General features: G+C 58.4%; 20 protein-coding genes. 10 read left to right on the top strand and 10 right to left on the bottom strand.

What is annotated here, in order from left to right; genetic code table 11:
- A partial coding sequence (locus O148_RS0105475) for an IS30 family transposase (protein ID WP_026530108.1) occupies window positions 1-367 on the top strand: 367 nt, incomplete at its 5' end.
- A gap of 58 nt (window positions 368-425) precedes the next feature.
- Here O148_RS0105475 and O148_RS0105470 read toward each other — a convergent pair.
- Together O148_RS0105470 and O148_RS0105465 are read right to left on the bottom strand one after the other, a co-directional pair.
- A complete protein-coding gene (locus tag O148_RS0105470; RefSeq protein WP_084157104.1) occupies window positions 426-1004 on the bottom strand; it encodes a histidine phosphatase family protein in 579 nt (192 codons plus the stop codon).
- A 92-nt stretch (window positions 1005-1096) separates the two neighbouring features.
- Complete coding sequence (locus tag O148_RS0105465) at window positions 1097-2533, bottom strand: CCA tRNA nucleotidyltransferase (protein ID WP_026530106.1); 1437 nt, start codon at window positions 2531-2533, stop codon at window positions 1097-1099.
- 133 nt (window positions 2534-2666) lie between these two features.
- On the opposite strand from O148_RS0105465, the gene O148_RS0105460 reads away from it, so the two are divergent.
- The 6 genes from O148_RS0105460 to O148_RS0105435 all read left to right on the top strand — a co-directional run bounded on the left by O148_RS0105460 (window position 2667) and on the right by O148_RS0105435 (window position 9389).
- Entirely contained in the window at window positions 2667-3209 is a 543-nt protein-coding gene (locus O148_RS0105460) for an NUDIX hydrolase (RefSeq protein WP_051619872.1), read from the top strand.
- A gap of 149 nt (window positions 3210-3358) precedes the next feature.
- Window positions 3359-4996: a murein biosynthesis integral membrane protein MurJ gene (murJ, locus tag O148_RS15020; RefSeq protein ID WP_169737504.1), complete on the top strand. Its 1638-nt coding sequence runs from the start codon at window positions 3359-3361 to the stop codon at window positions 4994-4996.
- Window positions 4997-5108: 112 nt separating this feature from the next.
- Window positions 5109-6713 carry a hypothetical protein gene (locus O148_RS0105450; protein ID WP_026530104.1) on the top strand — a complete coding sequence of 535 codons (1605 nt, stop codon included), beginning with the start codon at window positions 5109-5111 and terminating at the stop codon, window positions 6711-6713.
- 153 nt (window positions 6714-6866) lie between these two features.
- Window positions 6867-7856 (top strand): thioredoxin-disulfide reductase, encoded by a 990-nt coding sequence (trxB, locus tag O148_RS0105445; RefSeq protein ID WP_026530103.1) that lies wholly within the window; start codon window positions 6867-6869, stop codon window positions 7854-7856.
- 18 nt (window positions 7857-7874) lie between these two features.
- Window positions 7875-8201, top strand: coding sequence for a thioredoxin (gene trxA, locus O148_RS0105440; protein ID WP_026530102.1), 327 nt, complete (start codon window positions 7875-7877; stop codon window positions 8199-8201).
- Window positions 8202-8210: 9 nt separating this feature from the next.
- On the top strand, window positions 8211-9389 hold the full coding sequence (locus O148_RS0105435; protein WP_026530101.1) for an N-acetylmuramoyl-L-alanine amidase: 1179 nt from the start codon (window positions 8211-8213) through the stop codon (window positions 9387-9389).
- Window positions 9390-10330: 941 nt separating this feature from the next.
- Here O148_RS0105435 and O148_RS0105430 read toward each other — a convergent pair.
- From O148_RS0105430 to rpmH, 8 genes are all read right to left on the bottom strand, one after another.
- Complete coding sequence (locus O148_RS0105430) at window positions 10331-11500, bottom strand: ParB/RepB/Spo0J family partition protein (RefSeq protein WP_051619869.1); 1170 nt, start codon at window positions 11498-11500, stop codon at window positions 10331-10333.
- A gap of 35 nt (window positions 11501-11535) precedes the next feature.
- Entirely contained in the window at window positions 11536-12573 is a 1038-nt protein-coding gene (locus O148_RS0105425; protein WP_075204292.1) for a ParA family protein, read from the bottom strand.
- A gap of 117 nt (window positions 12574-12690) precedes the next feature.
- Window positions 12691-13368: a 16S rRNA (guanine(527)-N(7))-methyltransferase RsmG gene (gene rsmG / locus O148_RS0105420; RefSeq protein WP_051619868.1), complete on the bottom strand. Its 678-nt coding sequence runs from the start codon at window positions 13366-13368 to the stop codon at window positions 12691-12693.
- 21 nt (window positions 13369-13389) lie between these two features.
- On the bottom strand, window positions 13390-14076 hold the full coding sequence (locus O148_RS0105415; RefSeq protein ID WP_026530097.1) for a Jag family protein: 687 nt from the start codon (window positions 14074-14076) through the stop codon (window positions 13390-13392).
- On the bottom strand, window positions 14073-15053 hold the full coding sequence (gene yidC / locus O148_RS0105410; protein WP_026530096.1) for a membrane protein insertase YidC: 981 nt from the start codon (window positions 15051-15053) through the stop codon (window positions 14073-14075). The genes O148_RS0105415 and yidC overlap by 4 nt, the downstream gene beginning before the upstream one ends.
- A gap of 2 nt (window positions 15054-15055) precedes the next feature.
- Window positions 15056-15424, bottom strand: coding sequence for a membrane protein insertion efficiency factor YidD (gene yidD, locus O148_RS15015; protein WP_051619867.1), 369 nt, complete (start codon window positions 15422-15424; stop codon window positions 15056-15058).
- On the bottom strand, window positions 15421-15789 hold the full coding sequence (gene rnpA, locus O148_RS0105400; protein WP_026530095.1) for a ribonuclease P protein component: 369 nt from the start codon (window positions 15787-15789) through the stop codon (window positions 15421-15423). The genes yidD and rnpA overlap by 4 nt, the downstream gene beginning before the upstream one ends.
- A 62-nt stretch (window positions 15790-15851) precedes the next feature.
- Entirely contained in the window at window positions 15852-15989 is a 138-nt protein-coding gene (gene rpmH, locus O148_RS17350; RefSeq protein ID WP_075204291.1) for a 50S ribosomal protein L34, read from the bottom strand.
- Between the two features lie 396 nt (window positions 15990-16385).
- On the opposite strand from rpmH, the gene dnaA reads away from it, so the two are divergent.
- The 3 genes from dnaA to gnd all read left to right on the top strand — a co-directional run bounded on the left by dnaA (window position 16386) and on the right by gnd (window position 20408).
- Window positions 16386-17795, top strand: a complete 1410-nt coding sequence (gene dnaA, locus O148_RS0105395) for a chromosomal replication initiator protein DnaA (RefSeq protein ID WP_026530094.1) — start codon at window positions 16386-16388, stop codon at window positions 17793-17795.
- Between the two features lie 543 nt (window positions 17796-18338).
- Window positions 18339-19463 carry a DNA polymerase III subunit beta gene (dnaN, locus tag O148_RS0105390; RefSeq protein ID WP_026530093.1) on the top strand — a complete coding sequence of 375 codons (1125 nt, stop codon included), beginning with the start codon at window positions 18339-18341 and terminating at the stop codon, window positions 19461-19463.
- A gap of 54 nt (window positions 19464-19517) precedes the next feature.
- On the top strand, window positions 19518-20408 hold the full coding sequence (gene gnd / locus O148_RS0105385; RefSeq protein WP_026530092.1) for a phosphogluconate dehydrogenase (NAD(+)-dependent, decarboxylating): 891 nt from the start codon (window positions 19518-19520) through the stop codon (window positions 20406-20408).
- Window positions 20409-20416 lie beyond the last annotated feature (8 nt).

Below are 20416 nucleotides of genomic sequence, written 5' to 3'. Positions count from 1 at the left end.
TGACACCGTGATTGATGTGCTCAAAGCGATGATCCTCACGCTCCCGGAGAAAGCGTCCACGAATGCGATCACCTGGGACCAAGGCCAAGAAATGGCTCACCACGCACAATTCACCATCGATACCGGTTGCAAAGTGTACTTCTGCGACCCGCACTCGCCCTGGCAGCGCCCGAGCAACGAGAACACGAACGGGCTCATCCGCGACTTCTACCCCAAAGGCACCAACTTCAACAACATTAGCGACGAGGACATCGCGAACACGGAACACCTCATCAACATCCGACCCCGCCGAATGCACGATTACCTCAGCGCAACCGTCAAACTGGAACAACAAATACAAGCAAACCGTGTTGCACTAACACCCTGAAACCGCCGCCTGGCTTCGCTTCACAAATGGCAACTCGCGGCAGGGTGTCACGGGAGGGCTAGATGTTCCACTTCTCAATCGCCGGTGTGCGCTTGTCCCAGCCGAGCACGCACACGGCCGCGGTCCCAAGCACCAAGCGGCGCCCCTCAATGGGATCGAGCTGGCACCATCGGGCGGCAAGTACGCGCAGAAAATGCCCATGCGCCACCAAGAGTACGTTTTCCAGCGGGGTCGCGTCCGGAGAGCGGTCTGCATCCGTCCCGCATCCCGCCTGCACGCGCTCAATCACGCGGTCAGCGCGCGCGGCCACCTGGGCTAGCGTCTCCCCGCCGGGGACCCCGTCCTTCCAAATCAGGTACTCGGGGTTCTTCGCCCGAATGTCCGCACTGTTGACGCCCTCATATTCGCCGTAGTCCCACTCGTGGGCGTAGGGCAGAATTTCCGGATCGGGGAACCCCGCCAGTCCAGCGGTGTCCACGGCCCGGATTGACGGTGAGCTGAACACCGCGTCAAACTGCACGCCGGCCAGCTTTTTCGCCGCCTCGCGCGCCTGCACCCGCCCGTTTTCGGTCAACGGCAAGTCGGTCAACCCCGTGTACTGACCCGAGCGCGACCATTCCGTCTCACCGTGCCGCAACAACCACAGCTTGGGCAGAATCGAGCCAGCCGCGGTACGGGCGGGCGCGGCTGCGCCCGTCTTTTCATCATGGGTCGCGGGGGTTTTTGAAGTCACTGACGTTCTCCCTCATCGGAGCTCTCGGGTTGATCCTTCCACCAGTCTAGGAGCCGTCGTCTCGCCTCGTCAGCGCCCAGCGGCCCCTCCTCCATCCGCGCCTCGAGCAAAAAGCCGTAAGCGCGCCCCACCAGCGGACCGGGCCGCACACCCAGAACCGACATGATTTCCTGCCCGTCCAGGTCCGGGCGGATCGCGGCCAGCTCTTCGGCTTCGGCCAATTCGGCAATGCGCCGTTCCAGGTCGTCATAGGCAAACGCCAACCGGTCAGCCCGCCGCCGGTTCCGGGTGGTCACATCACTCCGGGTCAACCTGTGCAACCGCTCCAGCAGCCCCCCGGCATCGTGCGCGTAACGCCGCACGGCGCTATCGGTCCACCCCGAATCACCGTATCCAAAGAACCGCATGTGCAACTCCACCAGGCGCGCCACCGCCTTGATGGTGTCATTATCAAACCGCAGTGCCCGCATCCGCCGGGCCACCATTTTCGCGCCCACCACCTCGTGATTGCGGAACGTGACCGAGCCGCCCGGCCCGAAACGCCGCGTGGCAGGCTTCCCGATATCGTGCATGAGCGCCGCGAAGCGCAGCACAAAATCGGGCCCGGGAACCGCGCCGGACGCATCGGTCTCTAGATCCACCGCTTGGGATAGCACCGTGAGCGAGTGCTGATACACGTCCTTGTGCCGGTGCTCGGCATCCATCTCCAACTGCAACGCCGGCAATTCCGGCAACACCAGTGACGCCAGCCCGGTCGCAACCATCGTCTCGATCCCGGCCCGAGGATCGGCGCCATTAATCAGTTTCACGAGCTCATCCCGCACCCTCTCGGCAGAGACAATCTCAATCCGCGAAGCCATATCGCGCATGGCCTCCAGCACCTCCGGCGCCACCTCAACGCCCAATTGCGACACAAACCGCGCCGCCCGCATCATGCGTAGCGGGTCGTCCGAGAATGAGACCGACGGCGCCCCCGGCGTGCGCAATTGCCGCGCCGCCAAATCACGCACTCCCCCATAGGGGTCCACCAACTGCATTTCCGGTAGCCGCAACGCCATCGCATTGATGGTGAAATCGCGCCGCAGCAGGTCCGCTTCCAGCGAATCCCCAAATGCCACGATCGGTTTGCGGGAAGTCTCGTCATACGCTTCGGCACGGTAGGTCGTGATTTCGATGGTGAAGCCGCCGCGCTTCATCCCGATCGTGCCGAATTCCTTGCCGATGTCCCAAAAATTGTCTGCCCAGCCCCGGATGACCTTAATAATCTGGTCCGGCCTCGCGTTGGTGGTGAAGTCCAGATCCGGCGACACCCGGTCGAGAAAGAGGTCCCGAACCGGCCCGCCCACCAGGGACAGTTCCAGGTCGTGCTGAGCAAAAAGGTGCCCGAGTTCGGTGACTTCGGCAGGCAGATTTGTCCCCAAGGTGGCGTTCATAGTCCTTTAAGACTGCCAGAAACTTTTTAGCACCCCGACACCCAGGTGCGGGGCGCCCGCGAAGGCGAGCATCGCCGTCGTTCTTCATCCCGCGCGAAATATGCCGAAACCAAAAATCGTTAGAGTAGTTACTATGAGTTTCCCTGTTCCGCGCGCGCCCAAGCGGACACCGTTGACGGTGTCCCTGTCGGTCGCGAGCCTGCAGGCGGTGCCCGCGCCACCGACCATCGTGGAGGAGGTTTCCGCGGGCGGCGTGATTGTGGATCGCAGCACCGGCGGGACTCGCGTGGCGATTATTGCGCGGCTCAATCGCGGCGGCCGGGTCGAGTGGTGCCTGCCGAAGGGCCACCCCGAGGGTGAGGAAACTCACCAGGAGGCGGCCGTGCGCGAGGTCGAGGAAGAGACCGGCATCCAGGGCAATATCGTGACGATGCTCGGCAGTATCGACTATTGGTTCAGTGTCTCCGGGCACCGCATTCACAAGACCGTGCACCACTTCCTGCTCGAGGCGACCGGCGGCGAGCTGACCATTGAAAATGACCCGGATCATGAGGCCATTGACGTCGCCTGGGTGCCGATTGCCGAACTCGCCGGGCGGCTCACCTTCCCGAATGAGCGGCGGATTGTGGAGTTGGCGAAGTCCAAGTTGCAGCACTTGCCTCCACGGTCGGCTTAGGGCTTGAAGTACGACGGCGTGTCCCCGACACCCGCGCGGTGCCCGCCAAGAGCGGGGCAAAAGTGAGAACATAGACAGCGATGTCCCAACTCTCGCAACCTTCCGAATCCTCTCGCACCGCTAACCCGGAGACGCAATCGATTCCGGTGGTGAATTCTTCCCTTTCCGGCGCGTCGGCGGCGAAGTCGAGCGCCGTCATGGCGGCGGGAACGCTGGTTTCGCGGGTGTTGGGTTTGCTGAAGGGCATCCTGTTGGCCGCTGCCATTGGGGTCACGACGGACATTGCCAACACGTTTTCGTTAGCAAACACGCTGCCAACCTACCTGTACCTGATGATCGCCGGCGGGCTGCTCAACGGGGTGCTGGTGCCGCAGATTATTAAGGCGTCGCAGAAGCCGGATCGCGGCGCGGACTATTTGGGGCGGCTGCTTTCGCTGGTGTTGATCGTGCTCGTTGCGATTACGGTGGCGATGACGCTGGGGGCGCCGTGGATTCTGGACGCCACAACCGACCTCTCACCGGCGCAGATTGAGCTCGCGACAGCTTTTGCGTACTGGTGCTTCCCGCAGATTTTCTTTGTGGGGCTCTACGCCTTTGTGGGTCAGATTCTGAATGCGCACAACGCGTTTGGCCCCTACACGTGGGCACCGGTGCTCAACAATGTGATCGCCATCAGTGTGCTAGCGGTGTTTATCGGTGTGTATGGTGCCTACACCGGTGGCGCACCGCGCACCCTGGATACGTGGACCACCTCGCAAACCTGGATGTTGGCCGGCGGAATGACGCTGGGGATCGTCATGCAGGGGCTGATCTTGTTGTGGCCGCTCAAGCGTTTGCGGTTGGGGATCCGGCTGAAGCTGGGCTGGCGCGGCATTGGCCTGGGTCACGCCGCACGCTTGGCTGGTTTCTCCGTGATGACCGTGGTGATTGGCAACCTCACCTATTTGGTGTTCACCTGGCTGGCATCTCGAGCTAGCCGCGAGGGGGACCCGGGGATCGCCGGCAACGCGGCGCTGGAAAGCGCAAATCAGATCTACATTTTGCCGCACTCCATTGTGGTGATTTCGCTCGCGACGGTGCTGTTTAACCGGATGTCCCGAGACTTTGCGCGGGGCTCCGTGGCGGGGGTGCGGCGCACCCTGTCCTACGGTTTGCGTACCAGTGCGGTTGCAACGATTTTCAGTGCGGGCGTCATGGTGGTGGTCGCCGGGCAGATCGGAATGGTCTTTACCTCCGGGGCACAGGCTCAGGCGGCGATACTCGGGCAGATTGTGGTGTTACTCGCGCTCGGCGCCCCGCTCTTCGGCGCCAATTATGTGATGAATCGTGTGTTTTACGCCGCCGAGAATGCGCGCACCCCCTTTGTCATCCAAGTGATGCTTTCCGTGGTGATGATCGCGATGTCGCTGATCGCCTTGTGGTTTCCACCGCAATTCATTGTGCCGTGGATTGCCATTACCTTCACCGTCTCCGATGTGATTGTCGTGGCGATCTCGCACCGGTTCCTTAAGCGGCAAGTGGGCGATTACGGTGCCGGTCACATTCTGGATGTCCATATTCGCATTTGCTTGGCAACACTGGTGTCCGCGGCCTTTGGCGCTTTGGTGCTGTGGGTCTTGGGCGGCTACTCCTCCGAAGGGTTCGCGTGGTCATCGATCCTCGGCGCTCTGGTGGCGATCATGGCCGTGACAGCGGTGATGGGCGTGGTGTATCTGTTCATGCTCAAGGCGCTCCGCGTGCGCGAATTGCGCGAACTTTTGCGCCCGGTGCTACAAAGATTCCGCTAGAACTCCGCGGATTGTGGGTGTAAGCCGGTAGCATTTAACCCAACTATGTATAGTGGTGGCTTTTGGCGTGCCCGCATTTTTCGTGCCTGACCCAGTTGTGTAAGGAAACATTTTGGCTGATCCAGTATCCCCAGGCTCCGTCCTCGGCGGTCGCTATGCTGTCAACGATTTGGTGTTGACCTCCGGTGAATCCGATCTGATTTTCAACGGTGTGGACCAGGTTCTCAACCGACCGGTCAGCATCCTGGTGCCCGCCACCGACAATGCTGCGCAACTGGCTGCGAGCGCACGCGAACTGGCGACCGGTGCGCGCCGCGGAAACATGTCCGTTCTCGATCTCGGCATCACCGACGGCACCACCTATCTCATTACGAGCCGCACCGAGCCCGCCGATTTGCTGGACTTGACGATTCCTACCAATGCAAGTGGCGAGCCCGATTCCGCCGCCGGTGACTCCGCTGCCGACGCCGATTTCATCGATTACGGATCTCCATCCGTGGAGCCGTTTTACACGGACACTCTGGGCTCCGAGATTTTTGGTCAGCCGCGCTCGACCGAGCCGGAAGACGATCCGGATGATGAGCAATACCAGCGCCCCAGCTACTTCCGCAGGCGGGAATCCCAGCTGCCCATTATCGGCGGCCCCGAGGATGACGGCTCGGATGAGCGCCAGGCGTCCGCTCCGAATACCGCGGACATTCCCACTCAAAGCAATGACGTGGTGCCAACTCCGCCTAAGCCCACCTCCGCGCCGCAAAAGGTCTCCGATTACGACGGCGATGCCGCCTACCGGCCGCCGCGCACCTTCCCGGCGGCCGGGGTGAGCGCCGCGGGCGCTGGTGCTGCCGCTGGTGTGGCTGGTGCTGGTGCTGCCGTGGCGAACTCTGCGGGCGCACAACCTCCGGCACCCGGTGGGGAGACTAGCACGGTATCGGCAGTTGAACCCGGGGCCACGCTTTCCCCGGAATCCGGTCAAGTTCTTCCCGAGCAGACAGACGCTTACCAAAACGGTCCGCAGGAGTACCTCGAGGAGGAAGACGCGCCTAAAGGCGATTCCGATTCGAAGGGCATGCGGTGGCTGGTTGGCGGCATCCTTGCCGTCCTGCTCATCGTGTCCGTGTTCCTGGCTTCAAACCAGTTGAGCACCCTCTTTGCGTCCTCCTCCGATCCGAGTGCCACTTCCGATCAGTCAAACTCCCCCGATGGCGGCGCAACGTCCTCATCGCCCGATTCCACTGATGCGCAGGCAGTCGCTCCCAAGTTTGTGAGTGTGACCCGCCTGGTTCCTGAGCGCCCGGAACTGGAAGAAGAAGGGGATGCGAAGTTGCCGCTGATGATCGACGGCGATCCCAACACGAACTGGATGGGACTTTTTTACGGTTCAGCCACCTTCGGGAACATTGTCAGCAGTTTTGGTCTGGCTTTTGAGCTGGAACAAGAAACCACCGTCAAAGAACTCACCATCTCGCAAACCAACAGCGAGGGCGGTAGCTTCGAGGTGCTGGTGAACTCACAAGCGAGCCTCGACGGTGCCACCAAGGTTGGTGAAGGCACGTTCAATGCGCCAGAGATTGTGGTCCCGCTGAAGGACGCCGAAGGTAATCCGCCTCGCGCGAAGTTCGTGATTTTGAACATCACCAGTTTGCCATCTCCAACCACGCTCAAGGGTCCGTACCCGTGGGGTGGCATCCGGCTGACAGAGGTCACGGCCAAGTAAGACTACCGGCGGGTCTGCATATTGGCCGGCATGCCGACCCGCATGCACGTCCACGCATCGTCCCGGTGCCTTCGCCTCCTGCGCTCAAGGGAATATGCTGGTTGTAGCTATGGTTGTCTCCACTACCGGTGAATTGATTCAAAGGAAGTACACATGAGCGCGGAAACTGCCGCTTCACAGTCAGATATTCGTGACGTCGTTATCGTTGGTTCCGGACCTGCCGGCTACACGGCGGCCATTTACACCGCCCGCGCTAACCTGAAACCCGTCGTCATCGCCAGCGCCGTGGAGGCTGGCGGCGAGCTCATGAAAACGACCGACGTCGAGAACTTCCCTGGTTTTCCCGAGGGCATTTTGGGGCCTGAACTCATGCAAGGTTTGGAGAAGCAAGCCGAGCGCTTTGGTGCCGAGATCGTCTTTGACGATGTGACCTCGCTAGAGCTTGAGGGCGAAGTCAAGGTCATTAACACCTCTATGGGTGAGACGTATCGCGCTTACACGGTCATCTTGGCCACTGGATCTGCCTACCGCGAGCTGGGACTCCCCGATGAGCGCAGGCTGTCAGGGCGCGGCGTGAGTTGGTGCGCCACCTGTGACGGATTCTTCTTCAAGGGTCAAGACATTGCCGTCATTGGCGGCGGGGATTCCGCTTTGGAGGAAGCTCTCTTCCTCAGCAAATTCGCCAACTCCGTCACCGTGGTGCACCGCCGCTCCGACTTGCGCGCCTCGAAGATTATGCAGGAGCGCGCCTTTGCCCATGACAAGATTCGTTTCATTTGGGATAGCGAAGTTATTGGCATCAGCGGTGATGACAAGGTTGAATCACTGACCTTGAAGAACGTGGAAACTGGTGCGGAATCCGTTCTCGAGGTGACCGGCATATTCGTGGCCATCGGTAACGATCCCCGCGTCTCCTTGGTCAAGGACGTCATTAAGCTGACCGACCAGGGCACGATCGCCGTTGATGGACGTAGTTCTCGCACGTCCATTCCGGGCGTATTTGCCGCCGGCGACGTCATCGATCCAACCTACCGCCAGGCCATCACTGCCGCCGGTTCGGGCTGCGCTGCCGCCCTCGACGTGGAGCACTACCTCGCCGACCTTGACCTGACCTCAACCGCCCAAGTAGCACCCGCAGTTTAAACTCTAGGAGGAGTTCAGATGAGTAATGCAAAGGACGTGACGGACGCCAGCTTCGAAGCGGATGTCCTCAAGTCAGATAAGCCCGTTTTGGTTGACTTCTGGGCAGCCTGGTGCACGCCGTGCCGCATGGTTGGTCCGATTATTGACGACATCGCATCCGAATATTCGGACAAGGTTTCGGTAGCTAAGGTCGATGTCGATAGCAACCCCGCCGTCGCTTCCACCTACGGCATCACCTCAATCCCTGCCGTTTTCGTCTTCAAGGACGGCGAGGTTGTGGCCCGAAGCATTGGCGCGAAACCCAAAGCGGCATTCGAGCAAGAATTCGCAGAGTTCCTGAAGTAGAGGTTCTGCTTGTCCTCACACTATTCAGTTGAAGGTGAACTCAGCCGCACCGATTCCGGTGCGGCTGTGGTTCGTTTACGGGATCTCTTGGTCCGCGCTGGACTAGATATGCCCTACCTCTCTGCGTCTACCGTGGATCGGCCCGAGTACTTTGACGATCATGTCGATGCGGCGGTACGTGCTTTCCAGCAGTCACGTGGCCTTATCGTGGACGGGGTCGCGGGCAGAGAGACCTTAGCGGCGCTGTATGAAGCGCAGTACCACCTTGGCGAACGCACCATGTCTTATCAACCGAATACCACGCCGATTCGGGGCGACGACGTGTCAGAGCTGCAACGCCACCTTTCCCACCTGGGTTTTTATTACGGCCATATCGATGGTGTTTTCGGGTACCGGACAATGCTCTCGGTCAAAGAGTTGCAGCGAAGCTTAGGCCTTACCGTAGATGGCAGCGTGGACTCAGAGACTCTCAAAGCCATGGAACGGGTCAGTCGCTCGCTTACATCTAGCAAAGCCTTCGCGCTACGAGACTACGAACGCCTGAACCGTGCTTCCCGCGCTCTGCGCCATCGCATCATCGCACTTTCTTTGGACGTCCACGGTAACTACACCGACGTAGACGGCGAACGCCTCACCGACGAGGCTATCTTGTCCGATGTTGCCGCACGACTTCGCGAAACCCTGATGACGCTCAACGCGCGCACTGTCGAACTCGACATGGCTACCGGAAAGCCGCTTGAAAGCAACCAGGATGCATCGATCGTAGGCGTAATTCCAAATCTTCGCATTAACCTTAATGTCGATTGGCTACATCACCGCAAGGCTTCGGGAATGGCTACCTACTACTGGGGATCGACTAACGGGATTGAGGTCCATTCCCCTGTTGGTGAACGGGCCGCCGACCTTATCCAACGTGAACTCGTCGCGAGGACGTCCTTCATCGACCTCGGCCATCATGCGCGCAACTGGGACTCGCTCAGAATGCCTGGAGTTCCCTGCGTCAGCGTGGACCTGGGATATCTCTCGAATGTTCGAGATGCCGCACATCTCGCCGATCCCGAGATGCGTCAGCGAATCAGCGACGCAATTGTGATCGGCATTCAACGTCTCTTTCTCCTGGAAGATGACGATGAGCCAACCGGCTCACTCCGTGTCTCGGACGTGTTTCGGTTTAACGGTATCTCCTAAGTACTACTCGTTAGCTCTGGCTCCCAGGCCTCCGGTGCATGTTTCACGTGAAACATTACGGGTGACCTCCTCTCCGGCACGGGTACTCGCTGATATCCGTATCCCCGCCCAAACCGCTCATTGCGCGTTCTGGCTACGAGTACCCGCGCGCCCCTACAGTTCCTCGCTAGTTCCTAAGGGCCAAAGAAGCATCGGATATCGCATACACGCCAACCATAAGCTGTAAGCGTAAACCATCGTCCGCCACAAGTATGGCGCACTCCCGCCGAACAAACTAATCGTGACGTGCCCCGCCGCAATGTGCAGAGACCTAGAGGGTGTAACTGCGAATGAGACCGAATAGCGCATTGCGAATCGCGGTGACAACTGCGGGACCCGACATACGTTGCGAGTAATGACCTGACATTTCCTACCCCGCACTTTGCCGCAGCGAGCCTCCTTGCACAGAGTCTCAACTAGGCGGATCCCGGAGACTCCATGTTTCACGTGAAACATAAAGAAGCGGTAGCTACCGATGTAACCACTCGCTCGGCTGTGACTCCAGTTGTGGACCGCTCCCTTCCGGCGCCGCTAGAAAACAGGAAAGCGATTCTCGCGCTCCACACTTTGCCATATCGTGAGCCTTCCCGTAAGAATGCTTTTCGCACGCGCGACGGCGACCCAATAACCGGAGATTTGGCACGACACTCTTCGCAGATTCATACGCGACTCGCGTCCAGGCAACATGAATGCCGCCTACTATGTAAGAAATAGACCCGAGCCTACAGAGAGACGAGCATTCGCGTGCTGCATAAACATGAAAAAGGAGTGCCGAACCACGGCCAGAACGAAATTGTGGAAGGCAGAACATACAACCAGGGGCGATGTTTCACGTGAAACATCGCCCCTCGTTGTAGGTTGAAAGGTGCACCGTATCTTCCCTCTATCGAGAGAGCTGATACCTAGCCGTCAGCATTAATGATGTCCACAATCCTGTTAAGATCATCGACGCTGGCGAAGTCGATCGTTACCTTGCCCTTCTTGGCGCCCAGTGTAATCGTCACAGACGTTTCAAACTTGTCACCGAGTGACTGCTCGAGATAGTCCAGACGTTCGTGCCGGGCGCCTGCTCTGGGCATCGAACGTTTCTGCTTCCGCGACTCACCCATGCTCGTGGCAACAATTTCTTCGGTGCTCCGAACCGAAAGCCCCTCGGCGACAATGCGCTGTGCGAGCTCTTCCATGAGTGCCGGCGATGAAAGCCCCAGTAACGCTCGAGCATGTCCTGCCGAAATGACACCCGCGGCGACGCGCTTCTGAACCAATGGCGGCAACTTCAACAAACGGAGCGTATTCGATACTTGAGACCTCGAACGACCGATCCGATCTGCCAACACTTCGTGGGAGATGCCAAAATCGTCCAGGAGTTGCTGATAGGCAGCTCCCTCTTCTAACGGGTTAAGTTGACTTCTGTGCAAATTCTCCAGAAGCGCATCCCTCAGCAAATCATCATCTGACGTGGTGCGGACAATCGCAGGAACGCTGGATAATCCGGCCTGTTGGGTTGCTCTCCACCGACGCTCACCCATAATGAGCTCAAAGTTTTTGCCCTCGACGGGCTGATCAAGGGGACGCACAACAATCGGTTGCAGTACGCCAATTTCCTTCACCGAGTGCACCAACTCGGCCATTGCCTCTTCGTCAAAGACGGAGCGCGGCTGTTTCCGATTGGGCACTATGTCAGTTACCGATACTTCTGCGAAGCTGGCTCCTGGAACCGGAACGAGACCAGAGTCGAGATTGGTCGATCCCTCAGCAGTAGATTTGGATGCGCCCTTTGTCGATCCGGCTTCAGCTTTCGCTTTCGTCGACCGTGCGTTCCCACTGCGCTGCGAACCGGAGCCGGTGCTGCCCTTGGATCCGGGCCCAGACTTTACAGCGACTTCTGACGAGTCGTCGTCCGAGCTACTGCCGGAAAAGAACACGTCGACGGGTCTCGATGCGGACCTACGTGATGTTGTGCGCGGAGCGGCCTCAGACTCCTCCGTGGAATCCAATGATTGGGTTGGCTCTTCGCTTGGAATGAGCGCGGCGATCCCGCGTCCTAAACCGCGCTTCTTTTTCTCAGCCAATTCCGCCTCCGAGGTTGTTCTTCAAATTCACAAACTTACACATCTGCACGGCGTCCAATCTCGACGGCCGCCTCCATATAGGAAAGCGAACCGGTTGAATTCGGGTCATAAGTAAGCACCGTCTGCTGGTAGCTCGGGGCCTCGGAAATGCGTACCGATCGCGGAATAACGGCCTGCAGAACCTTATCCGGGAAGTGACGGCGCACTTCCTCAGCGACCTGTTGAGCCAGATTTGTGCGGCCGTCATACATGGTCAACAAAATGGTGGAGACATCCAAGTCCGAGTTCAAATGCTTTTGAATCAGTCCAATATTCTTGAGCAACTGGCTCAGACCCTCGAGCGCATAATATTCACACTGAATGGGTATGAGCACTTCGTGCGCAGCAACAAAGGCATTGACCGTCAACAGGCCAAGGCTCGGTGGGCAATCGATGAAGACGTAATCCAAACGCTCCATACCCTGATCGGAACGCCATTGAGCATAGTTCTCCAACGCTCGCCGCAGCCGTTGCTCCCGGGCAACTAGTGATACCAGCTCGATCTCGGCACCAGCGAGTTCGATCGTTGCAGGGGCAACAATGAGCGAGTCGATATCGGGACATTGAGCAATGACGTCGGAGAGTGGCATGTCATCAATGAGCACGTCATAGATGCTGTCGACTTCGGAGTGGTGCTCAATTCCGAGCGCGGTCGAAGCATTGCCCTGAGGATCAATGTCGATGACGAGCACGTTCATACCCGACTGCGCCAGCGCCGCCGCGATATTCACGGTGGTAGTGGTTTTTCCCACTCCACCCTTCTGGTTACTAATCGTGAAAACACGCGTCTCACTAGGCTTAGGCACCGTCGACTTTCGGAGAACCGCGCGTCTACGCCCTTCATCGACAAGTTGGCTGCCTAGCGGAGTAGAGTCGTCGAATCGTGGCATGGCTGGTGTTGCTCCTTCGTCGCCAACGTCGATTGTTTCACGTGAAACATCGCTATTGGGTGACTTATCAACCTTTAATCGTGAATTTTCGCTGTTGCCTGACGATGTCGGGCGAAGAGTGTTAAACTCCGGCATCCGAACCATTACAAGCAATTCCTTCGGTCAATTCACGTCCGTTCACGTGGCTGAATCTTCACTCCTCCAGAGTATCCTCTGGCTTTGACAACCTAAAACAATCGTTGATCACTCGGCGAGCGAATGCTATCCCAGCGACACTTTGACAACCGTCGTCGGGTCAGCGAGTAAGCCCTCACCCGCCACGACAGTTTCAACCGATTTCACCGGGAAGCGCTTGAGAACTTTTTGGGCTTTTTCGATTTCCGCTGGAGCACTCGCGCCCTTGATCGCCAATAAGGTGCCCTCTCCCTCCAGAAGCGGAAGCGTTAAGTCCAGCAATCCCACCAACGCAGACACGGCCCGCGCCGTCACGTAATCAACCGAAACGTTGCCCCGTACCTGTTCGGCCCGTGCCCGCAATATGGTCACGTTCTTCAGCCCCAAATCCTGCACCACTTCGTTGAGCCAGACGGTTCTCCGCTCCAACGGCTCAATCAAAATGACCTCGAGGTCCTCCCGAGCAATTGCCAATGCCAATCCCGGCAGCCCAGCCCCGCTACCGACGTCGGCAATGCGAGCGTCACGGATAATCAAGCTCTCAATCACCGCGCAGTTGAGCACATGCCGGCTCCACAAGCGGGGGATTTCGCGTGGCCCGAGGAGTCCGCGCTCAATCCCTGACGTGGCCAAGTGCGCCACAAATTGATGAGCTTTCTCAAGCCGATCACCAAAGAGCGTCGCTGCGGCCTCTGCCAGTTGAGAGTCCTGAAGCTCGGCCTCAGCAAGCGCTACCGGATCGGTCTCAGTCACGTTCTCAGCCATCGATCTTCAACGGGAGGGACGCTACTGGGCAGAGACAACAACGTGGCGGTTCGAGCCTTCGCCCTCGGATTCGCTGTGGAATCCGAGATCGGCGACAGCATCGTGCACGACCTTACGCTCGTAGGCGCTCATCGGCTTTAGCGACACGCTCCCACCGGAGCTCTTCACCTTCTCTACCGCTTCTTCGGCTACGCCACGTAGCTTTGATGACCTGTCAACGCGATGACCGGCAATGTCCAAAATAATGCGGGAGCGCTTGTCCGTCCCAGCCAGTGCGGAGAGTCGGGTGAGTTCCTGCAGGGCCTCTAGCACTTCGCCATTGCGGCCAACCAGGTTCTCTAATTCACGGTTGGATCCGTCCTCATTCAGAATCGAAATGTAGGTGCGCCCGCCGCGTTCTTCGATCTCGATGTCGCCGTCGATATCGGCAATGTCGAGCAGCTCCTCAAGGTAATCCGCCGCAATATCGCCTTCGTCACCGTGATCATCATCGTGCTCATCACCGTGGCCGTCGCCACCATCGTCACTGGCATCATCACGCGCAGCGTCGACGTCGTCAGCTTCGCTGGAATCAGCACCGTCGCCCGCGACCGCACTGTCAGTATCCGGTGAAGATTCGGCACTCTCCTCGCTTGCATCTGATTCAACGATGTCCACGTCTTCGCTGACCTCAACGTCGCTGTGTTCCATATTGTTTTCGGTGCTCATCGCTTCTTCTTCCGGTTTTTGCGTTGTGGTTGTTGGCGCTGGCCTTGGACAGTAGGCGGTGTTTCCTTGGCAGCAGCGTTGGGATCTTCTTTAATCTTTTCTCCGCGCGAATTCAGCGGCGGAAGTCCCTTGGCGGCGCGGCGATCTGCCAACGCCTTGGCGGCAGGGGAGCCGGGAGTGGGCATCCGGCGGATGACAATAAATTGCTGAGCCATCGTCCACAGGTTGGTGGTGGTCCAGTAGATGAGCACACCAATCGGGAAGTTAATACCGCCGATGCCAAAGACCAACGGCAAGACGTACAGCATGATCTTTTGCTGGCGCATGAACGGAGACTGCAGCGCCTCTTCAGACATGTTCTTGGACATGATCTGCTTTTGGGTAATGAACTGAGACGCAATCATCGCCAGAATCATGATGATAGAGAGCACCACAACCGACGGATTCAAATCGCCGCCTTGCAGTTGCGGCAGGAACGCGCCGGAGAGCGGCGCCCCGAAAATGGTCGCCTCGTCGAACTGCTTCACCAAATCAGGCGAAAGCGCGCCGATCGGCTTAGATTCCCCGGATGCCCGCGAAGTCTGGCTCAGCACGTTGAACAGCGCGAAGAAGAACGGCATCTGAATCAGCAAGGGCAAGCACGCGGAGAACGGGTTCGTCTTGTGCTTCTTGTACAGCGCCGTTTGCTCTTGCACCATCGCTTGGCGCGAAAGCGGATCGGTCTTGCCCTTATATTTTTGCTGAATCTTGCGGATCTCCGGCTGAATGATCTGCATCCCGCGCTGCGCCTTGATCTGCTTCACAAACACCGGAATCAGCGCCGCACGGATGACCAACACCAAACAGACAATGGACAGCGTCCAGGTCCAGCCGTTGGCCGGGTCCATCCCGATGAAGGTGAAGACGTCATGGAAGGCCCGAAGGATCCACGAGATCACCCACACAAAGGGGCTCAGGATGGTGGTAAAAAAGTCCATTGTTATTTAGCTCCTACGCCATAACTGGGGGATTCGTCCTCAATCAGAGGAGGATGGTTCAAAACTACAATCCGCGGGACTTTGCCCTCCGGCCACGTTCGCTTTCCCGCCGGCACATGGTCAACCCCGCCGTCATTGAACGGGTGACACTTCAGCAAACGGCGTCCGGCCAGCCACGTTCCCTTGAGGGCACCGTGCACGGTCACCGCTTCAAGCGCATATGCGGAACAGGAAGGATAAAACCGGCAGACCTGGCCATAAAGAGGAGAGATGAGCAATCGGTAGGCTTTCAGCACACCTATGAGGAGGGTGCGGGGCAGATGTACGACGGCGCGTGCCAACCTAAGTGCCGCGTGTTCCGTGGTGTTCATCTCACCTCCTTGCCCTTCTGTGAAGCCTGTTCGTCGCCCAACTTATGATCCAAGCGTCGCAGTGCACTTGTCATGTCCTCGCGCAATTCTGTGAAGTCGGCCTGTGCAGCCGCAGGTAGCGCGCGGACGACAAGCCACAAGTTGCTTGTTCCTAATTCGGACCGCACTATTTCTCTCAACCGTCGTTTAACGAGGTTCCGCTTCACGGCGTTCCCTACGGCTTTGGAAACAATAATGCCAGCCTTGAACTCTCCAGGTTTTTTTATTCCATATAGCACGACGTTCCGGCGCCCAATTCGGACGCCGGAACGCATGACCAAAGAAAAATCGGTGCCCTGCGTGATTCTGTGCTCTCTAGCAAGCATTCATCATCCTGGCCTGTGCTGGCACGAGGAAGCAGATCATCGCGTGGGAAGTGTGAAAATCCTTAGGCGGAAAGTGCAGAGCGTCCCTTGGCACGGCGGGTTGCCAAAATGGCACGGCCGGCGCGGGTACGCATGCGAAGACGGAAACCATGCTTCTTGGCACGGCGGCGATTATTCGGCTGAAAAGTCCGCTTACTCACTTTTTGTCACTCCAACAAGTATTTGTAGGGCAGGTCTTCTCGAGACTGGTTTGGGGAAACATCGAGTCCGGCCCATGTTCAGGTATGTGTTCGTCCGAAGAATTCATGGCTGTACTGATCGCCGGCGCTAGGCGCCCACAAGTACCGTGACGAACACATAGGACCTAACAACGCTAGAGCAATGTGGGTCTCACAGTCAAACTGGAGGAACCACGGCGGCCCGTCCTGATGGAGTAGAGTTATCCACAGCTTCGATTGGTCGTCGGCGAGAGAGATCGGCGATTCTGCGGGATTTTTCAGATTGAGGTTTATCCACCGCTTGTGCATAACTCTGTGGATTGATAACGTCTCTAGCCCGCCCGAATCGAGGTCAGAACCGGTTAATAAGGACGCGTAATGGCAGACGAATCTCACTCAGAACTGAGCTCGAAGTGGAAGCAGGTCGTTGACTTCCTCAAGCAGGACGACGACATTACCGGCCGACAACGTGGATTTGTCTACAGCTCTAAAGCCGAGGCTCAAGCCGGGGACACCCTGATCATTGCCGTCCCGAGCGAATTGGCGCGCAAGGTTCTTGAGGACAATCTTGCCGGCAAACTTCACGACGCGGTCACGCAGGTTTTCGGGGACAGCGCCAACCTGGTATTCCGCATTGACACGTCTATGAACGTCACGGCGCCCGAGGACGATTCGAATCAGCAGACTCCTCACGATCCTGTAGCACCAACCCCTATTGCACACGCCGCCAAGGACGAGGACGATCAGCGCTACGGCCGCCTCAATAAGAAGTACACCTTCGAATCCTTCATTATCGGCGGCTCCAACCGATGGGCGCACGCCACCGCGCTGGCTGTGGCCGAGGCTCCCGCAGCCTCATATAACCCGTTGTTTGTTTACGGCGATTCCGGTCTGGGCAAGACCCACCTCTTGCACGCCATCGGTAATGAGGCAAAGAAGCTGCACAAGGGCATTCGCGTCAAATACGCCAGCGCGGAAGAGTTCACTAACGACTTCATCAACTCGATCCGCGGCGATGATCCGGCGAGCTTCAAAGATATCTACCGCAACGTGGACATTCTGCTCATCGATGACATCCAATTCCTTGCTACCCGGGAAGCGACCATCGAAGAGTTCTTCCACACCTACAACGCGCTCTATAACGACAGCAAACAGATTGTCATCACCTCAGACCTCTCACCGAGAAAACTCACCGGTTTCGAAACACGCCTGACCTCTCGCTTTGAAAGCGGCATGTCCATTGAGGTTTCCCCGCCGGAGTTGGAAACCCGCATTGCGATCTTGCGTAAGAAGGCGGCCAGCGAAGGATTGACTGCTCCGGAAAGCGTCCTGGAGTTCATTGCGTCCAAGGTGTCCACCAATGTTCGCGAACTCGAAGGCGCGCTCATTCGTGTTTCGGCCTTTGCCAGCCTGAATGAGCAACCGGTCGATGTTCCGCTCGCCGAGCTTGTGCTCAAAGACCTGATTCTGGATAACGACGGCAGCCAGATCACAGCTGCCCAAATTCTTGGCCAGACTGCGGCCTACTTCAACCTCACCTTGGAGGACCTTCTTTCGAAGAGCCGCACCCGCACTCTAGTCACCGCGCGGCAGATCGCCATGTACTTGTGCCGGGAAATGACCGAAATGTCGTTGCCCAAGGTCGGTCAGGAAGTGGGCGGGCGCGATCACACCACCGTCATGCACGCCGAGAAGCGCATCCGCGAACTCATGGCAGAGAAGCCGACCGTCTTCAATCAGGTCGCCGAACTCACCGCGCGCATTCGCCAGAACAGCCGCAATTCCTAACCCCTCCTCGTCTATGTAGCGCGACACGCCGAGGAAATCGCATGATCCTCGGCGTGTCGCGCTACATAGACGAGGGCGGGAGCGCGCGTCGACGCCCCGAGCGGTCCACCCGGTCCACAGGGTTCAGGATGGCAAGGTTCAGGTTAAGGAAGAAATTAACAGCTGTGGATAGAACTGTGGATAACCCGAGCCGGCTTGTGAACTTTAAGGGGAGAACTTTTGTGAGCTTGTGAATGACACGTTTGCCGCCCCGGAGCTCGTTCACACAGATCCGCAACGTGTCCCTCTCGCATCGACAACTTCTCAACACGCCAGATCCGCGCCAGGACAGGCATCTACGCCGTTATCCACAGTTTCCACAGGACTTATTAACACTACTAATCCTTAAAAATTTGAAATTCAGATCAAACAACAACTGACAAAAATTGGTGGAACCTGCGGACTTTCGAGCAAGCGGCACGCCGGGCTAAGCTTGGCACGAAGAAACTGTCCGAAAATTGCGTTCAACCAGGGCGCATCGGGCCCGAAAGGTGGCCACAACCGGTGAAGATCCGAGTAGATAGAGACGTGCTCAATGAAGCCGTTTCCTGGACCGCACGTTCCCTCTCACCTCGGCCACCCGTTCCGATCCTCTCCGGAATCTTGCTTAAGGCCGAAGCCGGAACGCTCTCCCTTGCCACCTTTGACTATGAGATTTCGGCTCGACTCGAAGTCCCCGCGGAAGTAGAAACCGAAGGCACCATCTTGGTATCGGGCAAGCTCCTTGCCGAGATTTGCCGTAGCCTTCCTTCGGCACCGGTGGACATTGAGACCGACGGATCAAAGGTCACACTGACGTGCCGTTCCAGCCGCTTCTCGCTTTCGACCATGCCGGTTAGCGAGTACCCGGAACTCCCAGAACTTCCCGCCACCAGCGGCACCGTTGACGGCGAGCTCTTCGCCCAGACCGTCGCTCAAGAAGTCGTTTCGGCTTCCAAGGATGACACTCTTCCGATCCTGACCGGCGTATACATCGAAATCGAAGACGACACCATTTCACTGCTCTCCACGGACCGTTACCGGCTCTCGTTGAGCGAGATCAACTGGAAACCGACCTCCAGCGGAGTGTCCACCAGTGTCTTGATCAAGTCCAAGACGCTCAGCGAGGTCGCGAAGACTCTCGGCGGGTCTGGGGAACTGAACATTGCGCTCTCCCCGGAGCGCGAGCTCATCGGATTCGAAAGCGGCGGCCGGCGCACCACCTCGTTGCTCGTGGATGGCGACTACCCCAAGATTCGCACGCTGTTCCCGGAGAGCACACCGATTCACGCGGTGGTGGATCGCGCAGCGGTCATGGAAGCGGTACGCCGCGTCTCGCTCGTGGCCGAACGGAATACTCCGGTGCGCCTCGCGTTTAGTGAAGGTCAGGTGACCTTGGACGCCGGAACCGGCGAAGACGCTCAGGCGAGCGAAACGCTGGAGGCCACACTCAGCGGCGAGGACATCACCGTAGCTTTCAACCCGGGCTACCTTGCCGAGGGGCTAGCGGTGATGGATGCCCCGTTCGTGCGCTTCTCCTTCACCTCGCCGCCTAAACCCGCGGTCTTGACCCCGCAAGCGGACCTAGAGGGTGAGTCCAGCGACGAGTTCAAGTACCTCCTGATGCCGGTCAGGCTACCCAACCACTAGTCTGCGCCGGTCACCCCACCACAAGCCACGTACCACCGTACAAAGGAAGTGACTATGCACATCGGTCTCATTGGACTGGGAAAAATGGGCTTCAATATGCGCGAGCGCATGCGCCAAGGCGGCATTGAAGTCACCGGATATGACCGCAACCCGGACGTCACCGACGTCGCCAGCATTGACGAACTTGTCAAAGCCGTCCCGGCACCGCGCCTGATCTGGGTCATGGTCCCCGCCGGCGACATCACCGACTCGGTCATCAATGACCTAGGCGAGCGCCTGGAAAAGGGCGACATGATCATCGACGGCGGCAACACCCGTTTCACCGATGACATTAGGCACGCCGCCCAGCTCGAACCCAAAGGCATCCGCTTTGTCGATTGCGGTGTTTCCGGCGGAGTGTGGGGCCTGGAAAACGGTTACGGTCTGATGACCGGCGGTAGCGACGAAAACATTGAATTCGCCATGCCGGTTTTTGATGCCTTGCGTCCCGAAGGTCCGCGCGAAGACAGCTTTGTGCACGTCGGGGACGTCGGCGCGGGGCACTACGCGAAAATGGTGCACAACGGCATCGAATACGGCCTCATGCAGTCCTACGCCGAAGGCTATGAGCTTCTCGCCAAGAAGGACATCATCAAGGACGTCACCGGAACCTTCCGCGCCTGGCAAAAAGGCACCGTTGTCCGCTCCTGGCTCCTCGATCTTTTGGTCAAGGCCCTGGACGAAGATCCCGGCCTGGCCAATATCGCCCCCTACGTTGAGGACTCGGGCGAGGGCCGCTGGACCGTGGAGGAGGCCATTGCCACCGCCGTGCCGGTACCGGCCATTACCGCTGCGCTCTTCGCTCGTTTTGAATCCCGCGACGAGGCCGCACCCGCCATGCGCATGGTGGCAGCCCTGCGCAACCAGTTCGGCGGACACGCGGTGAAGCGCCCGGGCGAGAACTAGAACGGTAG

This window comes from Haematomicrobium sanguinis DSM 21259, from assembly GCF_000688395.1.
Taxonomy (GTDB): domain Bacteria; phylum Actinomycetota; class Actinomycetes; order Actinomycetales; family Micrococcaceae; genus Haematomicrobium; species Haematomicrobium sanguinis.
The sequence above is the reverse complement of the archived record's forward strand: the minus strand, read 5'-3'. Positions and strand labels throughout refer to the sequence as shown.

Excerpts from the sequence above, each read along its gene's own strand:
- O148_RS0105465 (WP_026530106.1), bottom strand. The coding sequence starts at position 2,533 with ATGAACGCCACCTTGGGGACAAATCTGCCTGCCGAAGTCACCGAACTC.
- O148_RS0105460 (WP_051619872.1), top strand. The coding sequence starts at position 2,667 with ATGAGTTTCCCTGTTCCGCGCGCGCCCAAGCGGACACCGTTGACGGTG.
- trxB (WP_026530103.1), top strand. The coding sequence starts at position 6,867 with ATGAGCGCGGAAACTGCCGCTTCACAGTCAGATATTCGTGACGTCGTT.
- trxA (WP_026530102.1), top strand. The coding sequence starts at position 7,875 with ATGAGTAATGCAAAGGACGTGACGGACGCCAGCTTCGAAGCGGATGTC.
- O148_RS0105425 (WP_075204292.1), bottom strand. The coding sequence starts at position 12,573 with ATGGTTCGGATGCCGGAGTTTAACACTCTTCGCCCGACATCGTCAGGC.
- rsmG (WP_051619868.1), bottom strand. The coding sequence starts at position 13,368 with ATGGCTGAGAACGTGACTGAGACCGATCCGGTAGCGCTTGCTGAGGCC.
- O148_RS0105415 (WP_026530097.1), bottom strand. The coding sequence starts at position 14,076 with ATGAGCACCGAAAACAATATGGAACACAGCGACGTTGAGGTCAGCGAA.
- yidC (WP_026530096.1), bottom strand. The coding sequence starts at position 15,053 with ATGGACTTTTTTACCACCATCCTGAGCCCCTTTGTGTGGGTGATCTCG.
- yidD (WP_051619867.1), bottom strand. The coding sequence starts at position 15,424 with ATGAACACCACGGAACACGCGGCACTTAGGTTGGCACGCGCCGTCGTA.
- rnpA (WP_026530095.1), bottom strand. The coding sequence starts at position 15,789 with ATGCTTGCTAGAGAGCACAGAATCACGCAGGGCACCGATTTTTCTTTG.
- dnaA (WP_026530094.1), top strand. The coding sequence starts at position 16,386 with ATGGCAGACGAATCTCACTCAGAACTGAGCTCGAAGTGGAAGCAGGTC.
- gnd (WP_026530092.1), top strand. The coding sequence starts at position 19,518 with ATGCACATCGGTCTCATTGGACTGGGAAAAATGGGCTTCAATATGCGC.